Here is a 21753-nt window from a genome sequence, read left to right on the forward strand (position 1 = left end):
GTGAGTTGAAGATAAAGAGATTTTTATAAGTATAGAAAATTACGATGTAAGAATATTAAGGTCCCAAATCTGAATATTCTGCCCTAACAAGACTTAACCTATGCTCCCTCAAAAAACAAGGCATTTGCTATATGCCGTGTTGATGGTGTTCATATCCATATTTTGTTCCACGGTATTAGCAAAGACAGAGGTCAACCGGATACTAGCCAGAATAGTGTCCACTGTTTCAGAACCACAAGCTGAAGAAAAAGCGGAGATTTCCTCCGAGAAAGTTTCAGTTACACGGCCAGAAGCATCTTTTGCTGCAAGCAGCAGCATGTTCATGACCATTATCCAAGGGGCCAATGAAGAAGTGGTTTGCCCCAACGACGGTAGTACACTTGCCAAATTCTTTCTCTGTGGTACAAGTGATATCCGAACCATTTCCCTGAGTCAATCCGGTAGTAGTTACCAGTGGCAAAAACTGGACCCCAATACCTGTGCACCCACAGTAGTGGATGATTGCCCTACCATAAACGGAGCCTGTACCTGGAATACGGTTGGTACCGGTTCTACTTATAATCTATCCACCGCAGGTGAATTTAGGGTTCGAGTAAATTCTGGACAGTATTTCTATTTCAAGTCTACCTTGAACCCGTTAAACCCACAATTGATCAAGGAAGATATTGTATGTGGGAATCCAGGTAGGGTGGAGGTGACCAATGTTCCGGCAGGATATGAGTATAGTTTAAACAGTGCTGCGGGGCCATACCAAGATGCTCCCTTCTTTGATATTACATCTTCAGGTGATTACAGGGTCTATGTGCGCTTGAAAAATGTATCCGCTACGGCTTGTGTATTCCCATCTAATATTGTGACCATAGATGATTTGGACATTAATGTAGATGTCACTGCCAACGATATTCTTTGTAGCAGTGAATTGGGTAGTATAGATGTTAGCGTTTCGGGAGTTCCGGGATTCTATACCTATAGATTGGTGAAAAATGGGGTTACTGTAGATACTTTCGGACCAAACGGAGCCGATTCCTATACTTTTGCCAATGTTAGCCCAGGTACCTATACCATCCGTATAGATACTAATGATTGCTCCGAAACGGTCACCACTGACATCAATGGGGATTCCATCACAATCGGAAATGGGATAAGTCCGTTGGCTGTTTCTGCAACCGCTTCTGATAGTTTTGGTTGTGGAGCCACCTCGGTGGACGTAAACCTGACCACTTCCGGGGGTACGGCACCGTATCGCTTTAGTGTGGACGGTGGACCTTTTGGTTCTACCTATGCAGGTTCCACGACATTTACGGTTACATCAGCGGGGACATACAATATATTGGTGGAAGATGCCAATGGATGTCAACGAAGCGCATCCGTAGATGTTCCAGACATTCCACCACCTATTTTCAATTTTACGGAAGAAGATGCCAATTGTGGTGGGGCCAATGATGGTAGAATCACCATTAACGTGACCAACGGATTTGGCTATGAAATTGAATACAGCATCAATAACGGCTCAAGTTTTCAGATAAGTAATACGTTTTCCAATCTGGCTCCGGGAAGTTATGATATTGTATTGCGCTATGAGCAGGATTCATTTACCTGCACCACAACCCCACAAACAGCAACCGTAGGGACACCTTCAACCATTACGGCTACAGCTACACCTGATACGGTGCCCACCTGTGGTGACGAAAATGGAGGACAAATTACGATTTCTGGGGTATCTGGAGGAACAGCTCCGTATGAATATAGCGTTGGGGCAGGATTCAGCACCAACCCCGTTTTTACAAATCTTGGTGTGGGAACGTATACGCCCATGATTCGAGATGCCAATGGATGCGTAGAAGCCCTTTCGGATATTGTTTTCAATGCATTGAACAAGCCCACCAACTTGGATTTTGCAATTTCCAGTTTGGATTGTATCACTACCACGGCTTCCGTTGGATTGACCGTTACCGGAGGCACTGGTCCTTATACCTATGAAATTATTGCTCCAGCCGCCAGTGCGGTAAATAATGGGAACAATGATACCTTCAGTGGATTGGGATTGGGAACCTATACCTTCAGGGTTACCGACAATGCAGGATGTTCGTATGACGAGAACTATGCCATAACCGATATTAGTTCCATTGGAGCTCAAGGTCAACAGACCAGAGTGGTAACCTGTGTAGGTGATTCTGATGGAGAAGGACGCTTTTTGGTGGATGGATTCAACTCCACCTATAGCTATAGTATTGATGGTGGTCCTGTTTCAACCGGACAGAGTGGAAACATTATCCCATTGACAGGCTTGACTGCCGGAAGCTATGTGATTTCTGTCACTGATGAAGAAACCAATTGTATCGATACTGCTACCTTGGTGATTGAAGAGCCATCGACCGCGTTTGCCATTTCCAGTTTTGATGTTACTGATATGAGCTGTCAAAATGGGAATATTGGTGCCGTTCGTATTAATACCGTAGGTGGATGGGGTGGTAACCGATACACCTTGACTCAACCAGATGGCTCCACGCGAGGTCCTAAAAATGGAAGTACCTTCTCTAATCTCTCCCAAGATGGAACCTATCAAGTTAGTGTTACCGATGCCAATGGGTGTACCGTTACCGATAGTTTCACCTTGACCAGCTTGGATGCACCTACTTTGACCTTGGACAATGGTGCTTCAGATTTTTGTTACGACAACTTTGGTGCTGCGACTTTGGTGGTCAATGCATCAGGAGGCTTAGCTCCCTATCAATACCGAATTAATGGGGGTGCTTTGGGTGCCAGCAATACTTTTGCTGGACTTACCCCAGGAACCTATACCATTCAGGTGGTGGATGCCAATGATTGCCGGGATACGGTCACCGCAACCATTGAACCTCAAGTAATGGCCAATGCCACAACCATTCAAGAGTTGGATTGTGCGGGCCCTCCGGGACAGATTCAGGTGAACATCAGCAATGGATATACCTCGGGAGGTAACTATGATATTTATGAAGTAAGTATCAATGGAGCACCCTATACTTCAGGCAACAACAATATTACAGGGAACTCATTTGTGTACAGTGTACCCAATGATGGTTCTATTATTACGGATACCACTTTTCAATTTCAGATTACAGATAGTCGGGGTTGTGTAACCGAATCCAACATAGTTACCATTTCTCCTCCAGAGACAATTGCAGGTTCAGCGGTTGCTACCGATACGCAATGTGGTGACAATGCCTCTGGAATTGTGACATTGATTCCTGATACCACCCAAGGGATTCCTCCGTATGAGTTCAGTAATGATAATGGAGCTACTTTTGGTTCACAAAATATTTTCTCTGGATACGGACCCGGAACCCATGGCGGATTTGTGATTCGCGATAGTAGGGGATGTGTGAGTCCACCGTATAGTGTAACCATTGCTGCTAGCACCCCATTGGATGCCACTGCGACCCCTACGGATGCGGTTTGTTCCTCTGGAGCAGTGAATGGTTCCATTTCAACAACCATTACTAACGGAGTGGCCCCTTTTGACTATGTCCTTCTGGACGTGGCTGGAAATCTAGTGTCCAACTCATTGGGAACCACAAGTACAACGGTGAATTTCCCTAACCTTCCTGTTGGGAATTATACCGTGGTCACTACGGATGCATCAGGTTGTGAGGATCGTGATGAAGTGGTCATCGACCAAAATACGTTGGATTTGATTCCTTTGGATCCAGACCCAGCAATATGCTCAGATACATCTTTCCCATATCGGGTAAGGGCCACAGGAGGAACCGCGCCTTATGAGTTTAGGTTGGTGGGTGAACCAACGTTCAATCCGGCAACTTCAGGAGGCGATACCTATGATTTTACGGGGCAAGTTGTGCCTGGTGTCACCTATTTTGTTGAGGTTAGAGATGCTTTGGGATGTACTTACATTGAAGAAATCGACCCGATTGGTCCTCTAAATCCGGTTACGATTACCGCTACGGCTACCACAGCATCCTGTGATGTTGCAGGTAGTGGAAGTATTGATTATGATATTTCTGGGGTTGCTGCCCCTGGTAATTTTACGGTTACACTGCAAAATACTGATACAGGGGTTATCGAATCAGGGCCAACGTCATTCACTGGACAAACTATTCCCTATAGCGGAACTTTTACTGGTTTGGCTCCGGGGAACTATCAAATTATTGTGGAGGATGATACCACTGGATGTAGCTCGAGTACTTTGGTCTTTATCAGCTTTAGTTCTCCATCCATAACTATTGATAATTTTGTAGAAGCTACCTGTAACGCAGGTGCGTTGGTTACCGTAAGAGGGTTTGGCAGCAATGGCCCTTTCAATTATGCGTATGTTCCATCTGGTGATCCTGCACCAACCGTATTTGCAGCTGAAACTACCTTTGAAATCCCAGGGCCCTACCCTACAACTTATGATTTCTATGTGCAAGATGCCAACGGATGTACAGCCCTAACAACTTTAAATGTTACCCAAGAAGCGGGTGTTCCCAATCCAGTGATTGATGTGGTGAATCAGTGTACGGCCACTAGCGGTTACCAAATTCATATGGTTTCCCCGCTAACATCGGGACCAGAACCCGAGAACACTTTTCAGTACAATATTGGAAGTGGTTTTCAAACCGGAACAACGTTTACGGTACCGAATCCAGGTAGTTATGTAATCACGGTTCGTGATGGCAATGGATGTATTAATACGGTCACTGCTGAGGTATTTGATTTCTTTGCCATTAGTGCGGATGCCACTTCATTGCCAACATGTAACGCTGGCGATGGAACCATTACGGTGAACACTACAGGAGGTAGTGGAAATTTTGAATACCAGCTTCGTGATGCAGGCACCTTGGCAAACATTGGTCCAGCGCAAAGCACCAATGTGTTCAATAATGTATTGCCAGGGGACTACAATATTTTGGTTACGGATTTGGACTCTAACACTGCTATCTTATGTTCCGATGAGGCTATTGTGAATGTGTCTACGGTAAACACCCCAGTAATTGCGGCCACACCCAGTAGCGACGTGACCTGTAATGGAGCTGACAATGGAACTATTTCTGTGGAACTTCAACCTGGAACTGATACGGATACACCTTTAAGCTATATTCTGTATGACAGTAGCTTAGCTATTTTTGCAGGTCCACAAGGTTCTCCAGTTTTTGATGATCTACCGCCGGACACCTATCAAGTGGAGGTGGTTTCTGATAGAGGATGTACCGATCAAGTGGGAGGTATTGTCATTGCTGAACCTACTATGCTGCAGGTCAATGCAGTGAACACAGAATTCAGTTGTAATCCATCCAGTAATCAGTTCAGTACGGCCACGATTACCATTTATACCGATGATAACGGTGACGGCACTGGAACTGTTACGGGAACTGGCCCTTATACCTATAGCATGAATGATGGTACCCCACAGTTTGATGGTACCAACTTCCAGACCAGCAATACTTTTGAGGTAATTGATAATGGAACCAACCAGACCATTATATTGACGGCCCGAGACCAAAATGGGTGTGAGGAAACCTCCACAGTGACGATCAACAGTCCAACGGATATTACCTTCAGCTATGCTGTTAACCAGATTACTTGTGATACTCCGGGAACTATCGATATCATTGTCAATGAAGGTCCAGGAAATTACCAAGTGGAGATATTGCCTTTGGGCTCGGAACCAGCTAGAAGCTCTGGCGGTACTGATCGTGTAACTTGGGATATTGCCACTCCGGGAGATTACATATTCGCTGTGACGGACATAGGCAATGGAGGGTGTTCGTATCTCACGACCACCATCACCATGCCAGAGTACAATACCATTGAGGCTTTGATTGCCGAAGTGCAACCTGTAACCTGTTTTAATGGTAATGATGGTGCAATAAGTTTGGAAATCAACAACTATAGCGGAACCTATAACTACGAAGTTTTCTCTAGGGATAACAGCGGGGTTGAAACTTCGACCGGGGTTACCGGTAGCTTTGATACCAATGCGCCCATAAACTCCCCAGAAATTATTGGAGGCTTGCCCGCAGGTAACCTTGTGGTGCATATAGAAGCATTGGATTCGCCTTTCTGCGATGTGGTCAGTAATGTCACCACGGTTCGCTCACCAGATAGGGAATTGACGATTGATGCCATCCAAACCTCTCCAGTGACCTGTAATGTGCCAGGATATGGTGAAATTACAGTAGCTGGAGATGGTGGTTGGGGCACATATGAGTACCAATTGATTGCTCCTGATGGCACTACCATATTGGTGGATTATCCCAATACCAACCCTATTTTTGAAAACCTTTCCACAGGAATCTATACCGTAAATGTTAGGGATATTCGAGGTTGTGAAGCCACGAACACCATTGATTTACCGTTGCCAATACCTATTTCTGCGGATATTCAGGTGGTACAACCCTTGGCATGTAACAATGACAACAACGGAATTATTGAAGCTTACAATGTGGGAGGCGGCCAAGGCCCAGGAAACTATCTGTATCAATTGAATCGGATAACCGATGGTACCAATAGTGGACTTCAAACTACGCCAACCTTTGCCAATCTTTCGGCTGGGGAGTATACCATCACCATTTTTGATGGATGGAACTGTAGTTTTACCACAATTCCAATAACGGTTCAAGACCCAGAAATCGTTGTGGCCGAATTGGTGGAATTACAACCACCGGGTTGTGGGGATTTGGGTAGAATGGAGTTGAGTGTTACCAATCCAGAGCCAGGCGTGGATTATTTCTACCGCAGGGCAGGAACTTCAGACCCATTCACACCTTTTGGAGCAGGGATGACCAGTGTTGAAATTGCAGCAGACATTACTTTGGATCCCGGACCGTTCCAGTATGATGTTCAAAATTCCAATGGATGTCCTTACGAGCGATCCAACCAAATTTCCTTGGATCCTGCGGCGCCTTTGGTCATTGCTTTGGATTTAACGAATGCGACCATTAACTGTGCAGGTGAAGCAACAGGAATCATACGTTCTGAAGCCTTTGGCGGTATAGGAAACTATATGTACACACTGGTAAATTCAGATGTGTTGCCTGTAAGCCCAGCAAGTATACTTCGTCCAGCGCAAAGCTCAGGAATTTTTAGGGAGCTGAACCCAGGTACCTATTATGTGTATGCCCAGAGTGGAGGGTGTGAGGCCATTTCAGACCCTATTGTCATTGAACCCAAACCACCATTGGTCTTGGAATATCTAGAGGCTGTTCCTGTAATGTGTGCAGGTGATACCAACGGTCAGATTATCATCGAGGCCAGTGGAGGAACTGGAGCCATCCGGTATTCCATTTCGGATACCTTGAGTGAGTTCTTTGAAGGTGACGATCCCGATAATCCGAATAGAAAAACATTTACTGATTTATCGCCCAGAACATACGACATTATTATTCAAGATGACTTGGGTTGTACCATTACCAGAACCGTTGAGATTACCCAACCTATGGAATTGGTAGCTGGAATTGCATCCACCACGCCAGAAGTTTGTATTGGGGATGGGGATGGTACCCTTACCTTGGAGGTTTCAGGGGGTACAGCACCGTATTACACTAGTGTGAACTCCGCTGATGATGCTGATTTTGTACAAAATGATGACATGTTCTTTGATAACCTAATGGGTGGTGAAACCTATGTGATATTTATTAGGGATGCCAATGGGTGTCAGACCAATGTTGTTGCAGAAATAGGAGTGGGCGTGGAACTTATGGCCGAACCGATTGTAGAGTACGGTTGTGAAGGCATATTCCCAAATAGTACGGCCACGGTTTCCATTGCAGATACATCTTTATTACCTCAGCTATTGTTCGCGTTGGATGTTGAGGACATTCAATTGGCGACAGAGCAGCGAACTTTTGGCGATCTTCCACCAGGCGAGCATACCGTTTACATTTACCACGAAAATGGCTGTGTCACCTTTGTGGAGTTTGAGATTGATGCGTATGAGCCCCTTACCCTGGAAGCTATGAAAACAGGCCCCAATGAGGTCACCGCGGTAGCCACAGGAGGATTTGGAGGGTATGAATACTTCTTCCAAGGGGAATCCTATGGTGAGACCAATACGTTCAATATTAATATGGATGCCAATGTAAATATTATGGTAAGGGACCAAAACGGTTGTGTGGCCAATTTGGTAATGCCCTTTAATTTTGAGGGGATGCCGGAAATGCCCAATTTCTTCACTCCGGATGGAGACAACCTAAATGATTACTGGTACCCTGGAAACAGGGAGTTTTTCCCAGAAATTGATGTAATCATCTATGACCGATACGGAAGAGTGGTCGCACGTTTGGACCAAGTGAAGAAATGGGATGGTAACTACGAGGGAAGCCCACTTCCTACTGGTGATTATTGGTATGTGGTGAATGTAAACGATCGTGAAAAGCAACGATATGTAGGGCATTTTACACTGTATAGGTAGTATTTAAGGCTTTTTTGTCTATATTTACTCGGACAACGTATTGGCGTATACCGTATTTGAATTCAACCTTCTTCCCCCCACCACGGAATTTCAAATAAATGGTCAATAAGTGGCAAAGGAATTGAATTTGGCTTGGGTGAAAGTCAATGGTAATCAATTCCCTTGAAGGTTCGAATAAAAAGGATTAATCACCAAGTCTTAAACAAACTACCTTAATGGATAACACAAAACCTACTACTGGCGCGTCATCATTTTTGGCGCCCGAAAATGAAAATCTTGACTACTCCATTTTTCAACTGAATCTCTTCCTCAACGCATACAGCGATGGACAAAAGCCCTATAAAATAGATTATAATGTGTTATTGATGAGCTACCGTCAATGGAACGGCATCGATATTGATGAATTTTGCCAAGATCAGACCATAGGCTATTTTTTATTGAATCCATCCAATGATTCTGCAGAGGCTCGAGAAGCTTTTTGCATGGAAATCAGGGAGTTTCTTTTAGGAGTATAAGCAGTTCAAAGTACCCTTTTTATCTTCAGCATTTTTATTTCTTAAAAATGAAGATATAGTTTTACTAAAATTTATATTTTTGCAATCCGTTTTCGGGATGTGGCCCTTCGGCTACGCTCAGGATAGACCCCGTCTGTCACCCAGACTGCTTAGCAGTGGACGTTTTGGAAATTGGGTATTGTTTATTGGAAATTGTTGACCGTAGGTCAAACACGGGATGTGGCGCAGTCTGGTAGCGTACACGCATGGGGTGCGTGTGGTCGCTGGTTCGAATCCAGTCATCCCGACAAAATGGGTTTTAAAGGAACCCAATAAAAAGTCAATCAAATGATTTTCAAAGAATTACATTTTTTTTGATTTCATTTGATTGGCTTTAAAACCAAAACAAAAGTTACCTATTCGGTTACCTTTTTTTGACCGATTTTTTTCGATACTTTGGTAACCCTTTAGCATTTGACTTTCACTTCGATTTGACTTTCAAAACAAAATCGAATATTCACCTAAAGTGAGAGTCTATGGGAATTTCAAGAACTTTTAGCATCCTTTTTTGGCTCAATACAGCCAAGGAAAAAAATGGTTTTGCACCGATTTATGCACGGATAACCGTGGATGGAAAGCGTGCAGAAATCAGTTTGAAACGTAAAACAAAAGTTACCTTATGGGATCCGGAGGCCAGTAAAACCGTTGCCAGGACCTCCCAAGGGAAGCAATTGAACGACTATTTGGACGAGGTACATGCCAAGTTATTGGCCTGTCATAAACAATTATCCTCTGATTTTGAATTGGTTACAGCGCAATCGATTAAAGCGAGGTTCGTCGGGGTGGATTCCCGACACAAAACTTTGCTACAATTGGTGAGCTATCACAATGAGAACATGGAGGGAACCTTAAGGCCGGGAACCCTTAAAAATTACTACACCACGGAGAATTATCTCAAAAAGTTCTTGCTGAAACAGCAAAAGACCGGGGATATCTACCTACGTCATATGAGGTATAGCTTTATTATCGATTTTGAGCAGTTCCTTCGCAAGGGTCCATCCTTGCAACGTTCAAATTCATTGAACAATAATGGGGTTATGAAACACCTTTCCCGGTTAAAGAAGCTGATGAACCTTGGCCTCGATCTGGAATGGTTGGACAAAAACCCCTTTGCCCGTTACAAATTGAAGTTCCATAAACACAAAAGTGAGTTTTTGGAAAAACAAGAACTTGAATCCTTGATTAAAGCCTTTATTCCCGAGGAAGGCCTTCGTATCGTCAGGGATGTCTTCGTGTTTTGCTGTTATACGGGCCTATCCTATAGTGATGTCAAAAAATTGAAAAGTGGCAATGTCGTTAGGGGTATTGATGGCAAGTTCTGGTTGTTCTTGCAACGGACCAAGACCAATTATCCGCTTCGGATTCCCTTGTTGGAAGAGGCGATGCTGATTTTGGAGCGATATAAGGATGCTCCCGGAACCGGGAAGGATTATCTTTTGCCTGTTTTTGTAAACCAAAAAATGAACACCTATATCAAAGAGGTGGCAAAAAGGATAGGTATAGATAAAAATCTGACCTTTCATTCGGCAAGGCACACTTTTGCCACTACGGTCACGCTCTCCAATGGGGTTCCCATCGCAACGGTTTCCAAGTTGTTGGGCCATACCAAGATCACAACGACACAGGTTTATGCCAGAGTATTGGAAGATAAGATCAGTTCGGATATGGAAGGACTTCGTTCAGTACTCAGAAATAATTCTGAAAATGATAGTGGTTTTGTTTCAGGATGGTAATAACTGTACATAATCCTTTTTGAAATAAGTGAAGGGTCTTTGTTGATGAAGTTGAAATGTCGCAAATATTTACTAAATTTGCGACAAAATAATAAAATTGTAGTATGGACTCCATTGATGACCATATCAAAAATGAAATGGCCAAGGCTGATAAGGGAACCATATTCTTTACGGAGGATTTTTTGAATTTTGGTTCGGCAAAAGCAGTTGGAAAAGCTTTGGAACGGCTTTCGAACAAAGGTGAAATTACCCGCGTGGCAAGGGGTATGTATGCAATTTTGGAAAAACACAAGGTATTTGGAGAAATTCGACCTTCCACGGAAGAAATAGCTAAGGCGATCGCAAAGCGGGACAAGGCCCGAATTATTCCAACTGGGGTGTTGGCCTTGAACGTATTGGGTCTTTCCACACAGGTGCCATTAAATACAGTATACCTGACCGATGGTTCAGCACGATCCATAAAAGTGGGGAAGCGAACCATTAAATTTAAAAAGACCTCGCCAAAAAATTTATCGGTACTTGGTGAAATCAGTAGCTTGGTCATTCAAGCTTTGAAGGAGATAGGTAAGGAAAATGTTATGGCAAACGAAATACATATTGTCCTGAAACACCTCAAGAAGGAAAAAACCGAGCATTTGGAGCATGATATAAATCTGGCTCCAGAATGGATACGTGTCATTATGCGAAAAGCATTAAATGATAAAAAAAATGGATAGATGGTATAACGTTTCAGAGGAAGAGAAAAAAATAGCCTACAAGCAAATAGGGGAACGTACCAACCTTCCAGCATTTGCTGTTGAAAAGGACTGGTGGGTCGTGCAGACATTGGCCATCCTATTCGAATTGGAAATAGGAGAGCATCTGGTATTCAAAGGAGGCACATCCTTAAGTAAGGCATGGAAAATTATTGAACGGTTCTCCGAGGATATCGATTTGGCCGTTGACCGTTCCTTTTTTGGGTTTGAAGGTGATCTGGGCAAGAACCAGCGTACCAAACTTCGAAAAAAAGCAAGTGCCTACATCATTGACACAGTATTACCTGAAATACAAGCTGCCTTTATGGAGAAAGGTCTGAAAAATGTGCGAATTGAACCTGAAGAAATTGTTTCCAGTGACCAAGACCCGGTAATTCTAAGTGTTTATTATCCGAACGTGATCGAAACGCCAGGTTATATACAGCCCAGGGTTCAAATAGAGATTGGTTGCCGATCTTTAAGGGAGCCATTTAAAAAAATGCCAATACTTTCATTGATTGATGAAAAGTTTCCAGAAGCTGCCTTTGCCCAAACCGCTGTCGAAATACCTTCGGTATTGCCCGAACGAACTTTCCTGGAAAAGATTTTTTTGCTACATGAGGAATTCCAAAGACCGGTTGATAAAATAAGAGTGGATAGGTTAAGTAGGCATTTGTACGATATTTATCAGATGTCGGTAAAGGAATTCGATGAGAAGGCTCTAGAAAACAAGGATTTATATGAAACTATTGTAAAACACCGCCATAGCTTCACAAAGTTGGGAGGCGTGGACTACAATTTGCACCAACCCCAAACCATCGATTTTATTCCCCCTGAAGATTTACTTCCAGCTTGGGAAAGGGATTACTTGATAATGCAAGAGCAAATGATCTATGGTGAATCCCCAACATTCAAGGAACTTACAGGGTATTTGGAAGCACTTCGAGGGCAGATCAATTCCATGTCATGGACAATGGACTGTAGTTTTTAAAACTTTCTGTAATGACCAGCTTTTTCAATTCTCGTGAAATTGAATTGTATAAATGAATAAGTTCTCATAGCCATTTAATAGAATACTACCAGGAATAAATTCTGGGATTGAAACTTTTTACAGAGAATCTACCCATTATAAAAGTTTTATTTTAGGAATAGTTTATTTATTCCAATTTTTTTCGCAAGATAAGCTCGCATAATTTTCTCGGACAAGGGACGGCATAAAGCCGCTCCTTATGTCACTATTTATTCCGTTTCCTTTCCGCTCCAAAATTTTGTCTTCCGCTTGGTAACCGCTCAAATATTGTTTAACCAAAATCCAAAAATCATGGAAACACAAACAAAACAAAGAGCGACACGCAAAAAAGGTGACAAACAAGGTGGAAGGGCATTGAAATCTTCATCCCATGGAAATGCTGTATCGGTTCCTCAGATCCAGTTGTTGGGAATTGAATCGGTTTTCCCAGATCCCGGTCAACCCCGAAAGACCTTTGATGCACAAAGCTTGGACCATTTGGCACAGAGCATTGCCGAACATGGGGTATTGCAGCCGATCACGGTCCGGAAATCTGATGACAGCTATATCATTGTCATGGGGGAACGTCGGTTCCGTGCAAGTAAATTGGCAGGGTTAACCACTATCCCTGCCATGGTTAGGGACTATGTCGATACCGAAGTTCTGGAGGTGCAGATCATCGAAAACCTGCAACGGAAGGATGTGGAACCGACAGAGGAGGCCGAGGCCATCCAGTTTTTGTTGGACCGTTACGAACCCGGTGAGATAGCCAAACGTTTGGGGCGTTCGGAAAACTATGTCCGCCAGCGCATCAAACTGGCAGGCTTGATTGAGGGATTCAAGGTTTTTGTCAGAACTGGGGAAATGACAATTTCTCTGGGAGCGGCAGTGGCGCTTTTTGACCCAGGGGAGCAGCAGATGATGTTGGACAGTCTAGAAGGGGATTTTCAGGGACATCGAATCAAACGGATGATTGAAAGCCGAACCTATGATTTGACCCAAGCCTGTTTTGATGTGACAGATAAGACCTTAGTGACCAAGGCAGGGGCATGTACTGTGTGTCCCTTCAATGCCGCCAACCAAGGCAACTTGTTTGGAGATGGGAAAATGGTCTGTACCCGGACCTCCTGTTTTGAGAACAAAAAGACCAAGACCTTTATGCAACTCTTGAAAAGAGTGAAAAAGGAGGGATTGAAACTGGTACCGAACATCAGCCAATATTGGGTGGAGGAGGAACGCAACCAATGGGTCATGGCCCAAATGGAAAAAGTGGGCCTTGAAGTACATTTGACCAATGAATTGGACATTTTAAAGCAGCCAATTGAGCCTACCTTGGAAAGCATTAAAGAGGAGCACCGGCATTATGAATATACAGAGAAAGAGTTGGCTGAATTCCTGGACGAGTCCATGGAATCCTTTACCGAGGAAAAGGAGGCATGGGACAATGCATTGGACCATGGCTTTGAAAAGGGTATTCTGCTAGAAACTGATACCTATTTGACACAGCCTGTTTTTGTGAAGGTCAGGGAAGAAACCAATGATGGAAGTTCAAGTGCAAAGCCTTTGGAGAAACGTAAGATGTCAGAATGTACCCCAGAGGAACAGATCATCAAGATCAATGCTCGGGAAATGCGGAAAAAACAAATCGAGAACAATAACCAGTTCAAGGAGGTGGTGGATATGATCAGGGAGACAGATTATATTGATCGAAAGAAAGCTTTGACCACGGATGAAATGGTGGCCATTTCCATCTCATTGTTCGAGAACAACATCGGGTTTTATAGCCAAAGGGAACATTTTAAAGACTTCTTTGGGGATGATTCAAGGTTATCCCACGAAGAACTGGTGGCCCGGTTCAAAGAAAACTTCAAGAAGGAGACTTTCCATAGACTGCTAAGGTTTCTATTGACCCGGCAGGTGCATCTTGGTGAAAGTAATCACACGAATGACCTGACCAACCGATCCTTTTATGTCGCAATTCAATCCTTCTACAAGGATAAGATTTCAGGTATTGAAGAAACCTATGTCGAAAGTCGTCAAAAGCGTGAAGCACGAATCAAGGAAAGGGTTACGGTCTTGGAACAACAGGTCAAGACAATTGAAGATTAATTGGGATATAGTGAGGGGTCTGGAAACAGACTCCTCTTTTTTTATGGTCATCCATAGGAAATGGACACCTCTTCGTAATCTACTTTGTCAATAATGCCGGAATAATTGGAATCAACACTTCTACTATATAAATCCTTGGTGATGGGATAGGCTTCCAGATCACCTTCCCATAAATCGTCATCGATAAGATCTTGAACGTCGGATTCATTGTTGCCATGATGCAGCCAAGATTCCAGATTTTCGTCATCGATGATCACCGGTCGTCGTTTCTTTTCATTGTGGATTTCTTCAAACATAGGAGTTGCGTCCTTGGTCAATACCGCAAAGGTCCTTCTTCCGTCTGCGGTGTTGGTATAAATGCCCGCTAGGTATAGTGGGTCACCGTTCTTTCTATGGAAGTAAAAGGGAACCTTAAAGTCTTTGCCCTTGACTTTCACTTTCGTATTGTGTGGTTCGAAGAAACCGTCCACGGGAATGATGCACCGCTGGTTCTCCCAACAGTAGCGGTACACGAAATGGTCGAAGAGCTTTTCGGATTTGGCATTCAGCCCCCCAAAGGTCTTTGGGTTCTTGAAATACTCCGTATAGTTTTCCTGCTTTTCCTTGGGGGGCATGATGCCCCACATCGCCGGGAGCATATTGTTGGGCTCTTCCTGGCCCAAAGTCCACATAACGGGATGGCTCCATCCATTGGCATGGAAATAAATGAGTTCCAGGTCGGTGTCAATGTCACCGTACATGGCCTTTACGGAAAGGAGTTTTTCCAGTTCCTTCCGTTCCCGGGTCTGTCTGGTCGAGTAGCACATCTTGAGGTTGAATTATGCTGTATTAAGATAGGCAAAATTGTTAAAGTTTTGAAACGGGTCAACCCTTTCCGTACATTTGGATATTTTCCATATTATAGGAATAAATCCAATATTTGTATGAAACCCACCATTCTCCATCTCGATTTGGATACCTTCTTCGTCTCCTGTGAGCGGCTGCTGGACAATCGTCTGATGAAGCGGCCCCTCTTGGTCGGTGGGTTGGGGGACAGAGGAGTGGTCGCGGCCTGTAGCTATGAGACCCGACGCTTTGGGGTGCATTCAGGGATGTCCATGAAAGTGGCCCGTAGGTTATGCCCAGAGGCCACCGTCATCAAGGGCAATGCAGGGACCTATATGAAGTTCTCGGACAATGTGACCGAAATCATCAAGGAGAGTGTTCCGGTCTTTGAAAAGGCCAGTGTGGACGAGTTCTATGCGGACCTTTCGGGTATGGACCGTTTTTTTGGCTGCTATAAGTATGCCTCCGAAATGCGCCAACGGATCCTGAGGGAAACAGGACTGCCCATTTCCTTTGGGCTCTCCCAGAACAAAGTGGTCTCCAAAGTGGCCACAGGGGAGGCCAAGCCCAACAACCAGATGAAGATCGACCTTGGACTTGAAAAGGAGTTCTTGGCGCCCCTACACATCCGTAAACTGCCCTCGGTGGGGGAGAAGACCTATGGGCTTTTGTCCAATATGGGGGTGACGACCATACAGACTGTACAGGAGCTGCCCCTTGAAATGCTGGAAAGTGCTTTTGGGTTGCACGGGCGGACCGTATGGATTCGGGCCCAAGGGCTGGACAATTCCCCCTTGGTCCCGTTTCATGAGCGGAAGTCCATTTCCACGGAACGTACCTATGGGAAGGATACCACCGATATGGTTAAACTGGAGACCACCTTGTTCGCCATGGCGGAGAACCTGGCCTATCAACTCCGAAGGGCCAACAAGATGACGGGCTGTGTGAGTGTGAAGATTAGATATAGTGACTTTAAGACCTATACGAAGCAGAAACGGGTACCCTATACGGCTGCGGACCATGTTTTGGTGCCCTTGGTGAAGGAGCTCTTTACCTCCCTTTATGACCGGAGGATGCTGATCCGACTAGTGGGGGTCAACTACAGCCATATCGTTGGGGGACATTATCAGATCGACCTTTTCGCCGATGATGAAAAACTGCTCAACCTCTATCAGGCCATGGACCGGGTGCGGAACCGTTTTGGGGAGTCCAGTTTGATGCGGGCCTCGGCCATGGGCGCCCATAGTATAGGAAGGGGAGGCAACCCTTTTGACGGACAACCGCCCATCTTATTGGCGCATAGACAACAATAGCATGTACCTGAACTGCCACACCTATTATTCCCTGAACTACGGGGTGCTCTCCGAATCGGAGCTCTTGGAGTTGGCCCGTTCCCATGGGGTGGGCGTGCTGGCCTTGACCGATATCAACAACAGTTCAGCGGGGATGAACTTTGTGCGACTGGCCAATGAGAAGGGAATACGTCCCATTCTGGGGATTGATTTTCGGAATGGGAATGTGCAGGAGTTTGTGGGGCTGGCCCAAAACAACGAGGGGTTTCGGGAAATCAATACCTTTCTATCCGAACACCTGCACAAGGGAACTCCCATTCCCTCCGTGGCACCGGTTTTTGAACATGTGCATGTGATCTATCCCTTCGAGAAGATCCAGGAAGAGGAACGGACGGATTTCAAAACCTATGAGTACATTGGGGTATCCATCGAAGAGCTTCGGAAATTGCGGTTCTCCAAGTATCGGGAATTTAAAGACAGATTGGTGTTGTTACAGCCCGTGAGCTTTCGAGGCAAAAAGGATTTCAATACCCATCGCTTGCTCCGGGCCATAGGCTTGAACACGCTGTTGAGCAAACTCCCCCAGTCCGAAGAGGCCAGACCTACTGATACCATGCGGTCTATTGATGCATTGAGAAAGGCGTTGGCCGATTTTCCGCATATCTGGAAGAATACAGAGCGGCTCATGGACTCCTGTTCCATTGCCTTTGGATTTAGAAGTGAGCGGGTTTCCCAGAACCAGTCCCGTTTTTTGGAGTCCAAGGCCTTGGATGTGCAGCGGTTGCGGGAATTGGCCTTGGATGGGTTGCCCCGATGCTATGCCCATCCTACGGAAAAGGTCAGGGAACGTATGTTCCGGGAACTGCGTACCATCCAAGAGTTGGATTTTGTGTCCTATTTTTTGATCAACCATGATATCGTCTGCTATGCCAAGTCCAAAGGTTATCCCTATGTGGGCAGGGGGAGTGGGGCCAACAGTCTGGTGGCCTACCTGATCGGGATCACCGATGTGGATCCCATTGAACTGGACCTGTATTTCGAAAGGTTCATCAATCCCTTTAGGGCCTCGCCCCCGGATTTTGACATTGATTTTTCCACCTGGGACCGAGATGATGTGACGGCCTATATTTTTAAACGTTTCGAGCACGTGGCCCTATTGGGTACCTACAACACCTTTAAGTACCGGGCTGCCGTTCGGGAACTGGGCAAGGTGTTCGGCCTGCCCACCGAGGAAATCGATAAGCTCAGTGCGGGTAGGTACGAACAGGGCACATTGGATGAACTGGCCCGATTGGTACTGAAATATGCCACCTATATCCATGGGATGCCCAACTACATCAGTGTGCATTCCTCGGGGATTTTGATCTTGGACCGTTCCGAGCACTATTATTCGGCCACCACCGTTCCGCCCAAAGGGTTCCCGACGGTGCAGTTCGATATGATCATTGCCGAGGATGTGGGCCTGTTCAAGTTTGATATTTTGGGGCAACGGGGATTGGCCAAGATCAAGGAAGCTGTGGAGGTCATTAAGGGTAACCAACCCGATGCCTTACTATGGGACATCAAGAGTATAGAGGCGATGAAACAGGATGCCAATATCAACCGGTTATTGAGCCAGGGGAGGGCCATAGGGGCCTATTATGTGGAATCCCCTGCCATGCGGGGGCTGATGAAAAAACTACGGACCCATGACTACTTGGGACTGGTGGCGGCCAGTTCCGTAATCCGCCCAGGGGTGTCCTCCTCAGGGATGAAGGATGAATATATCCGAAGGGAGCGGGAAACGGAGCGTCGAAAGGAGGCCAATCCCATACTTTTAGAGATCATGCCGGAGACCCATGGGATCATGGTCTATCAGGAGGATGTGCTGAAAGTGGCCCATCTGTTTGCAGGACTGGACCTTGGGGAGGCCGATGTGCTGAGGCGGGGGATGAGCGGAAAGTTCCGCTCCCGGGAGGAATTCCAGGCGGTGAAACTCAAGTTTTTTGAAAACTGTAAGCAGAGGGTGCATGATGCCGCACTGACCCAAATGGTCTGGGAACAGATAGAGAGTTTTGCAGGCTATGCCTTTGCCAAGGGGCATTCCGCTTCTTATGCCGTGGAGAGCTACCAGAGCCTGTATCTGAAATGCTACTTCCCTTTGGAGTTTATGGTGGCCGTGCTCAACAATGGGGGAGGGTTCTATGATACGGAGCTCTATGTCCATGAGGCTAAGATGTGGGGAGGCATTATCCATCCGCCATGCATCAACCGCAGTGACCATGTCAATGTCATTTATGGGAAGCATATCTATTTGGGACTGGGACAGCTTCGGAGTCTGGAACGTTTGGTCATCCAACGCATTTTGAACGAAAGGCAGCTCCATGGCAAATTCCGGGATTTTGATGATTTTATCGACCGTGTCCCCATTTCCATCGAACAGTTGACCATCTTGGTGCGTATCGATGCCTTTCGGTGTTTTGGGGTGCCCAAGAAGCAAGTGCTTTGGCAGGCCGTGTTCAAGACCAAGACCCATCGAAAGGATACGGTCCAGAAACTGCTCTTTAAACCTAAACACAGGCATTTTACACTACCGAATTTGCCTTCCCATCCCATTGAGGATGCCTATGACCAAATGGAACTCTTGGGCTTTCCGCTATGCGGGTATTATGAACTCATGGACGGCAAGGTGAAGAGCCGCTTGACCGCCGGTGACTTTGAGGCCCATGTCAACCAAAGGATTTGGATCTATGGATCCATGGTACATACCCGTTTGAACACCACGTCCAAAGGGGACACCATGCGCTTTACCACCATGCTCGATCTGGAAGGCCACTTTTTTGATTGTGTCCACTTTCCCCAAACCATGGCATCCACACCCATTCACGGAAAGGGTATCTATCTATGCCACGGAACGGTGACCGAAGAGTTCGGGCATTATAGTCTGGAGGTGGTCACGACCCTCAAACAACCCTTGCAACCCGACCCGAGGCAAGTGGACCGAGCTGTTTTAAAAGGCTAGGGGATCCATAGCACTTAACTGTAATTAAAGTAGGTCATTTTAAGGACCATCCAAAATCGGTGACTGTGTTCATTCCACTCGTTCAATGGATTGGAAATCTTTTATTTTGATGGGAAAATCCCATCGATTGTTTCCTTTTTGCTTCACCGTGATAACAATTTCGTGGAGCCCTTGAATTTCTGGGGAATAGTTTTCAATATGGTCAAAATCGTTCTTTGAGGATTGGATGATTCCCGAAAGTATTATGCCATCACTTGTTTCCAAAGTGACCAATTCATTGGTAAAGATTTTGATATATTTTGCTCCCATGGGTACCAAAGATAATCGATTAATGGGTGCCAAATAGTTGTCCACTTCAATCTCATTGAATCCGATCAATACTGCCCAAAGATAAACCCGGAAAATATTTCTCGGACAAGGGACGGCATAAAGCCGTTGCCATTGTCACTATTTATTCCGTTTCCTTCCCACTCCAAAATTTTCACTTGCGTTTGCTGGCCTGCCACTATTGTTCAATTTAAAACGCAGATCATGGAAAAACAAAACGTAGTGCAACTGGATTTTGGCTTTGAACTGGAGCCAGCGAAAACACCCACTCAAAACCTAAGCCCCAAGTCTTTCAAAAAGGCTAAATCCGATTTTGTCCTTGACTTTATGGACTTATTGCAAAGTCCCATCATTGTGTATCCATCACAATGGCAGGATGCCGTGCCCAAAGACCTTTTAAACAATATCACAATGGCCCGGATGTTGACCCAGGTGCGTGGGGAACACATGGCCTCCTTGACCGAGGTTGTGGCCTATATGATGCCCAGGACATTCGAATCTCCCATGCCCAGTGAATGGGTGAACATTTACACATGGTGCGGGCTCCAGTATGCCAAGACCTTCAAAAAAACAGGGCAGATGGAGGCCATGGAGGAAGTGGCACCAAAGCAACTGTCCGAATATGAGATTGGACTTTTGAAAAGGTTAAGGGTCTGGATCTATGAGAAGCGACGAAAGGCCTTAAAGGATAGCATGAAAACTTCAATGCCCAAGTTGAGTGGACCTTCCCCTAACAATCAGGGAGAGCTGTTCCAGAAAGACTAAAAGGAAACCGAGTTCCAAAATTACTGATCCATTACTATCGCAATAGTTGATGTATTAACATTTGGCCAATATGGAAGTCGTCCAAACGGATTTTTGGTACGACCTTTCTTTGCAAACCCTTCTTGGGGCTTTGCCGGAAAAGGCCGCAAATCCGTCCGTTCGCCCAACAAATTTTAAGGGGTCCTTAATAAAAGAAGCCCTTGTTGTTTTTCGGGGCATCGAAAAACAGGGCAGGGCCCAAGGACTTCCCATCAGGACACCATCGCCTGCAGTCGCTTAACTTCCCGTACGCTCCCTTGCCAATGGGTCAGATGGAATTCCTATGGCCCTCATTGAACCTGTCAAGGCCAAGACAGGTTTTGTCTAGAAATAGGGTTTCCACTTCCTTGAAAACCTTAAGGTTTTGCTACGTCGCGGAGCCTCTCGATTTCAGTCCAAAAGCCTTGACAGAACCCCCTTCTTTTATTGTGCTACGCACGTAAGAAGCAAACAAACGCCCCTTAAAATTTGGGAAACAAAGACCAAAAAAATAGAGGGGAAATTTTTAACCCTGTTTGCTGATCTGTCCAATAATGGAAGTCGGTAGACCTTTAAAACTTTTTATCATGAGTACATTGAGAAACAAAGTGCAGTTGATCGGAAACGTGGGGCAGGACCCCACCATCACAGACCTTGACAAAGGCAAACGTGTGGCACGGTTCACCATGGCCACCAACGAACATTACAAGAACTCGGAAGGGGAACGGGTGACCAATACCGAATGGCACACCATCATCGCATGGGGGAAATTGGCCGACATCATCGAAGGGTTTGTGACCAAGGGCAAGGAAGTTGCCATCGAAGGGAAATTGACCTCCCGTTCCTATGAGGACAAGGAGGGAAATAAAAAGTATGTGACCGAAGTGGTGGCCAGTGAGATCCTGCTTTTGGGTGGTGGTGATAACAATACCACCGAGTAAAATGGATAGGGGGTGTCCAAGACACTTGGCACCCCTTTCTTTTTTAATCAATAATT

13 protein-coding genes and 1 tRNA gene are annotated in these 21753 nt (G+C 45.4%); 12 read left to right on the plus strand and 2 right to left on the minus strand.

Features of this window, described 5'->3' with window-relative positions; all coding sequences use genetic code 11:
* The first annotated feature begins 100 nt into the window (after nucleotides 1-100).
* The 7 genes from J0X14_RS07525 (at nucleotide 101) to J0X14_RS07555 (ending at nucleotide 14528) form a co-directional block, all read left to right on the plus strand.
* Nucleotides 101-8389, plus strand: a complete 8289-nt coding sequence (locus J0X14_RS07525; RefSeq protein WP_207097144.1) for a T9SS type B sorting domain-containing protein — start codon at nucleotides 101-103, stop codon at nucleotides 8387-8389.
* A gap of 215 nt (nucleotides 8390-8604) precedes the next feature.
* Nucleotides 8605-8904, plus strand: coding sequence for a hypothetical protein (locus tag J0X14_RS07530; protein ID WP_207097145.1), 300 nt, complete (start codon nucleotides 8605-8607; stop codon nucleotides 8902-8904).
* Between the two features lie 213 nt (nucleotides 8905-9117).
* A tRNA-Pro gene (locus tag J0X14_RS07535) sits at nucleotides 9118-9191 on the plus strand.
* A gap of 228 nt (nucleotides 9192-9419) precedes the next feature.
* Nucleotides 9420-10676, plus strand: a complete 1257-nt coding sequence (locus J0X14_RS07540; RefSeq protein WP_207097146.1) for a site-specific integrase — start codon at nucleotides 9420-9422, stop codon at nucleotides 10674-10676.
* 104 nt (nucleotides 10677-10780) lie between these two features.
* Nucleotides 10781-11392 (plus strand): DUF6088 family protein, encoded by a 612-nt coding sequence (locus tag J0X14_RS07545; RefSeq protein WP_207097147.1) that lies wholly within the window; start codon nucleotides 10781-10783, stop codon nucleotides 11390-11392.
* The gene (locus J0X14_RS07550) at nucleotides 11373-12401 is read left to right on the plus strand and encodes a nucleotidyl transferase AbiEii/AbiGii toxin family protein (protein WP_242527949.1); all 1029 of its coding nucleotides are present in this window, start codon (nucleotides 11373-11375) and stop codon (nucleotides 12399-12401) included. Before J0X14_RS07545 ends, J0X14_RS07550 begins: the two co-directional genes overlap by 20 nt.
* Before the next feature lie 330 nt (nucleotides 12402-12731).
* Entirely contained in the window at nucleotides 12732-14528 is a 1797-nt protein-coding gene (locus tag J0X14_RS07555) for a ParB/RepB/Spo0J family partition protein (RefSeq protein WP_207097148.1), read from the plus strand.
* Between the two features lie 47 nt (nucleotides 14529-14575).
* On the opposite strand, the gene J0X14_RS07560 is transcribed toward J0X14_RS07555, so the two are convergent.
* Entirely contained in the window at nucleotides 14576-15334 is a 759-nt protein-coding gene (locus tag J0X14_RS07560) for an SOS response-associated peptidase (protein WP_207097149.1), read from the minus strand.
* Nucleotides 15335-15451: 117 nt separating this feature from the next.
* Between J0X14_RS07560 and dinB the strand changes: the two genes are divergently transcribed.
* The gene (gene dinB / locus J0X14_RS07565; protein ID WP_207097150.1) at nucleotides 15452-16666 is read left to right on the plus strand and encodes a DNA polymerase IV; all 1215 of its coding nucleotides are present in this window, start codon (nucleotides 15452-15454) and stop codon (nucleotides 16664-16666) included.
* A gap of 1 nt (nucleotide 16667) precedes the next feature.
* Nucleotides 16668-19646: a DNA polymerase III subunit alpha gene (locus J0X14_RS07570; protein WP_207097151.1), complete on the plus strand. Its 2979-nt coding sequence runs from the start codon at nucleotides 16668-16670 to the stop codon at nucleotides 19644-19646.
* Nucleotides 19647-19715: 69 nt separating this feature from the next.
* Here J0X14_RS07570 and J0X14_RS07575 read toward each other — a convergent pair whose 3' ends face one another.
* Nucleotides 19716-20024, minus strand: a complete 309-nt coding sequence (locus tag J0X14_RS07575; protein WP_207097152.1) for a hypothetical protein — start codon at nucleotides 20022-20024, stop codon at nucleotides 19716-19718.
* Between the two features lie 153 nt (nucleotides 20025-20177).
* Here J0X14_RS07575 and J0X14_RS07580 point away from each other — a divergent pair, with 153 nt between their 5' ends.
* The 3 genes from J0X14_RS07580 (at nucleotide 20178) to J0X14_RS07590 (ending at nucleotide 21697) form a co-directional block, all read left to right on the plus strand.
* Nucleotides 20178-20738, plus strand: coding sequence for a hypothetical protein (locus J0X14_RS07580; protein ID WP_207097153.1), 561 nt, complete (start codon nucleotides 20178-20180; stop codon nucleotides 20736-20738).
* 70 nt (nucleotides 20739-20808) lie between these two features.
* Complete coding sequence (locus J0X14_RS07585; protein ID WP_207097154.1) at nucleotides 20809-21018, plus strand: hypothetical protein; 210 nt, start codon at nucleotides 20809-20811, stop codon at nucleotides 21016-21018.
* A gap of 325 nt (nucleotides 21019-21343) precedes the next feature.
* Nucleotides 21344-21697 carry a single-stranded DNA-binding protein gene (locus J0X14_RS07590; RefSeq protein WP_036385938.1) on the plus strand — a complete coding sequence of 118 codons (354 nt, stop codon included), beginning with the start codon at nucleotides 21344-21346 and terminating at the stop codon, nucleotides 21695-21697.
* Nucleotides 21698-21753: the final 56 nt, after the last annotated feature.

This window comes from Allomuricauda sp. CAU 1633, assembly GCF_017313225.1.
GTDB lineage: Bacteria > Bacteroidota > Bacteroidia > Flavobacteriales > Flavobacteriaceae > Flagellimonas.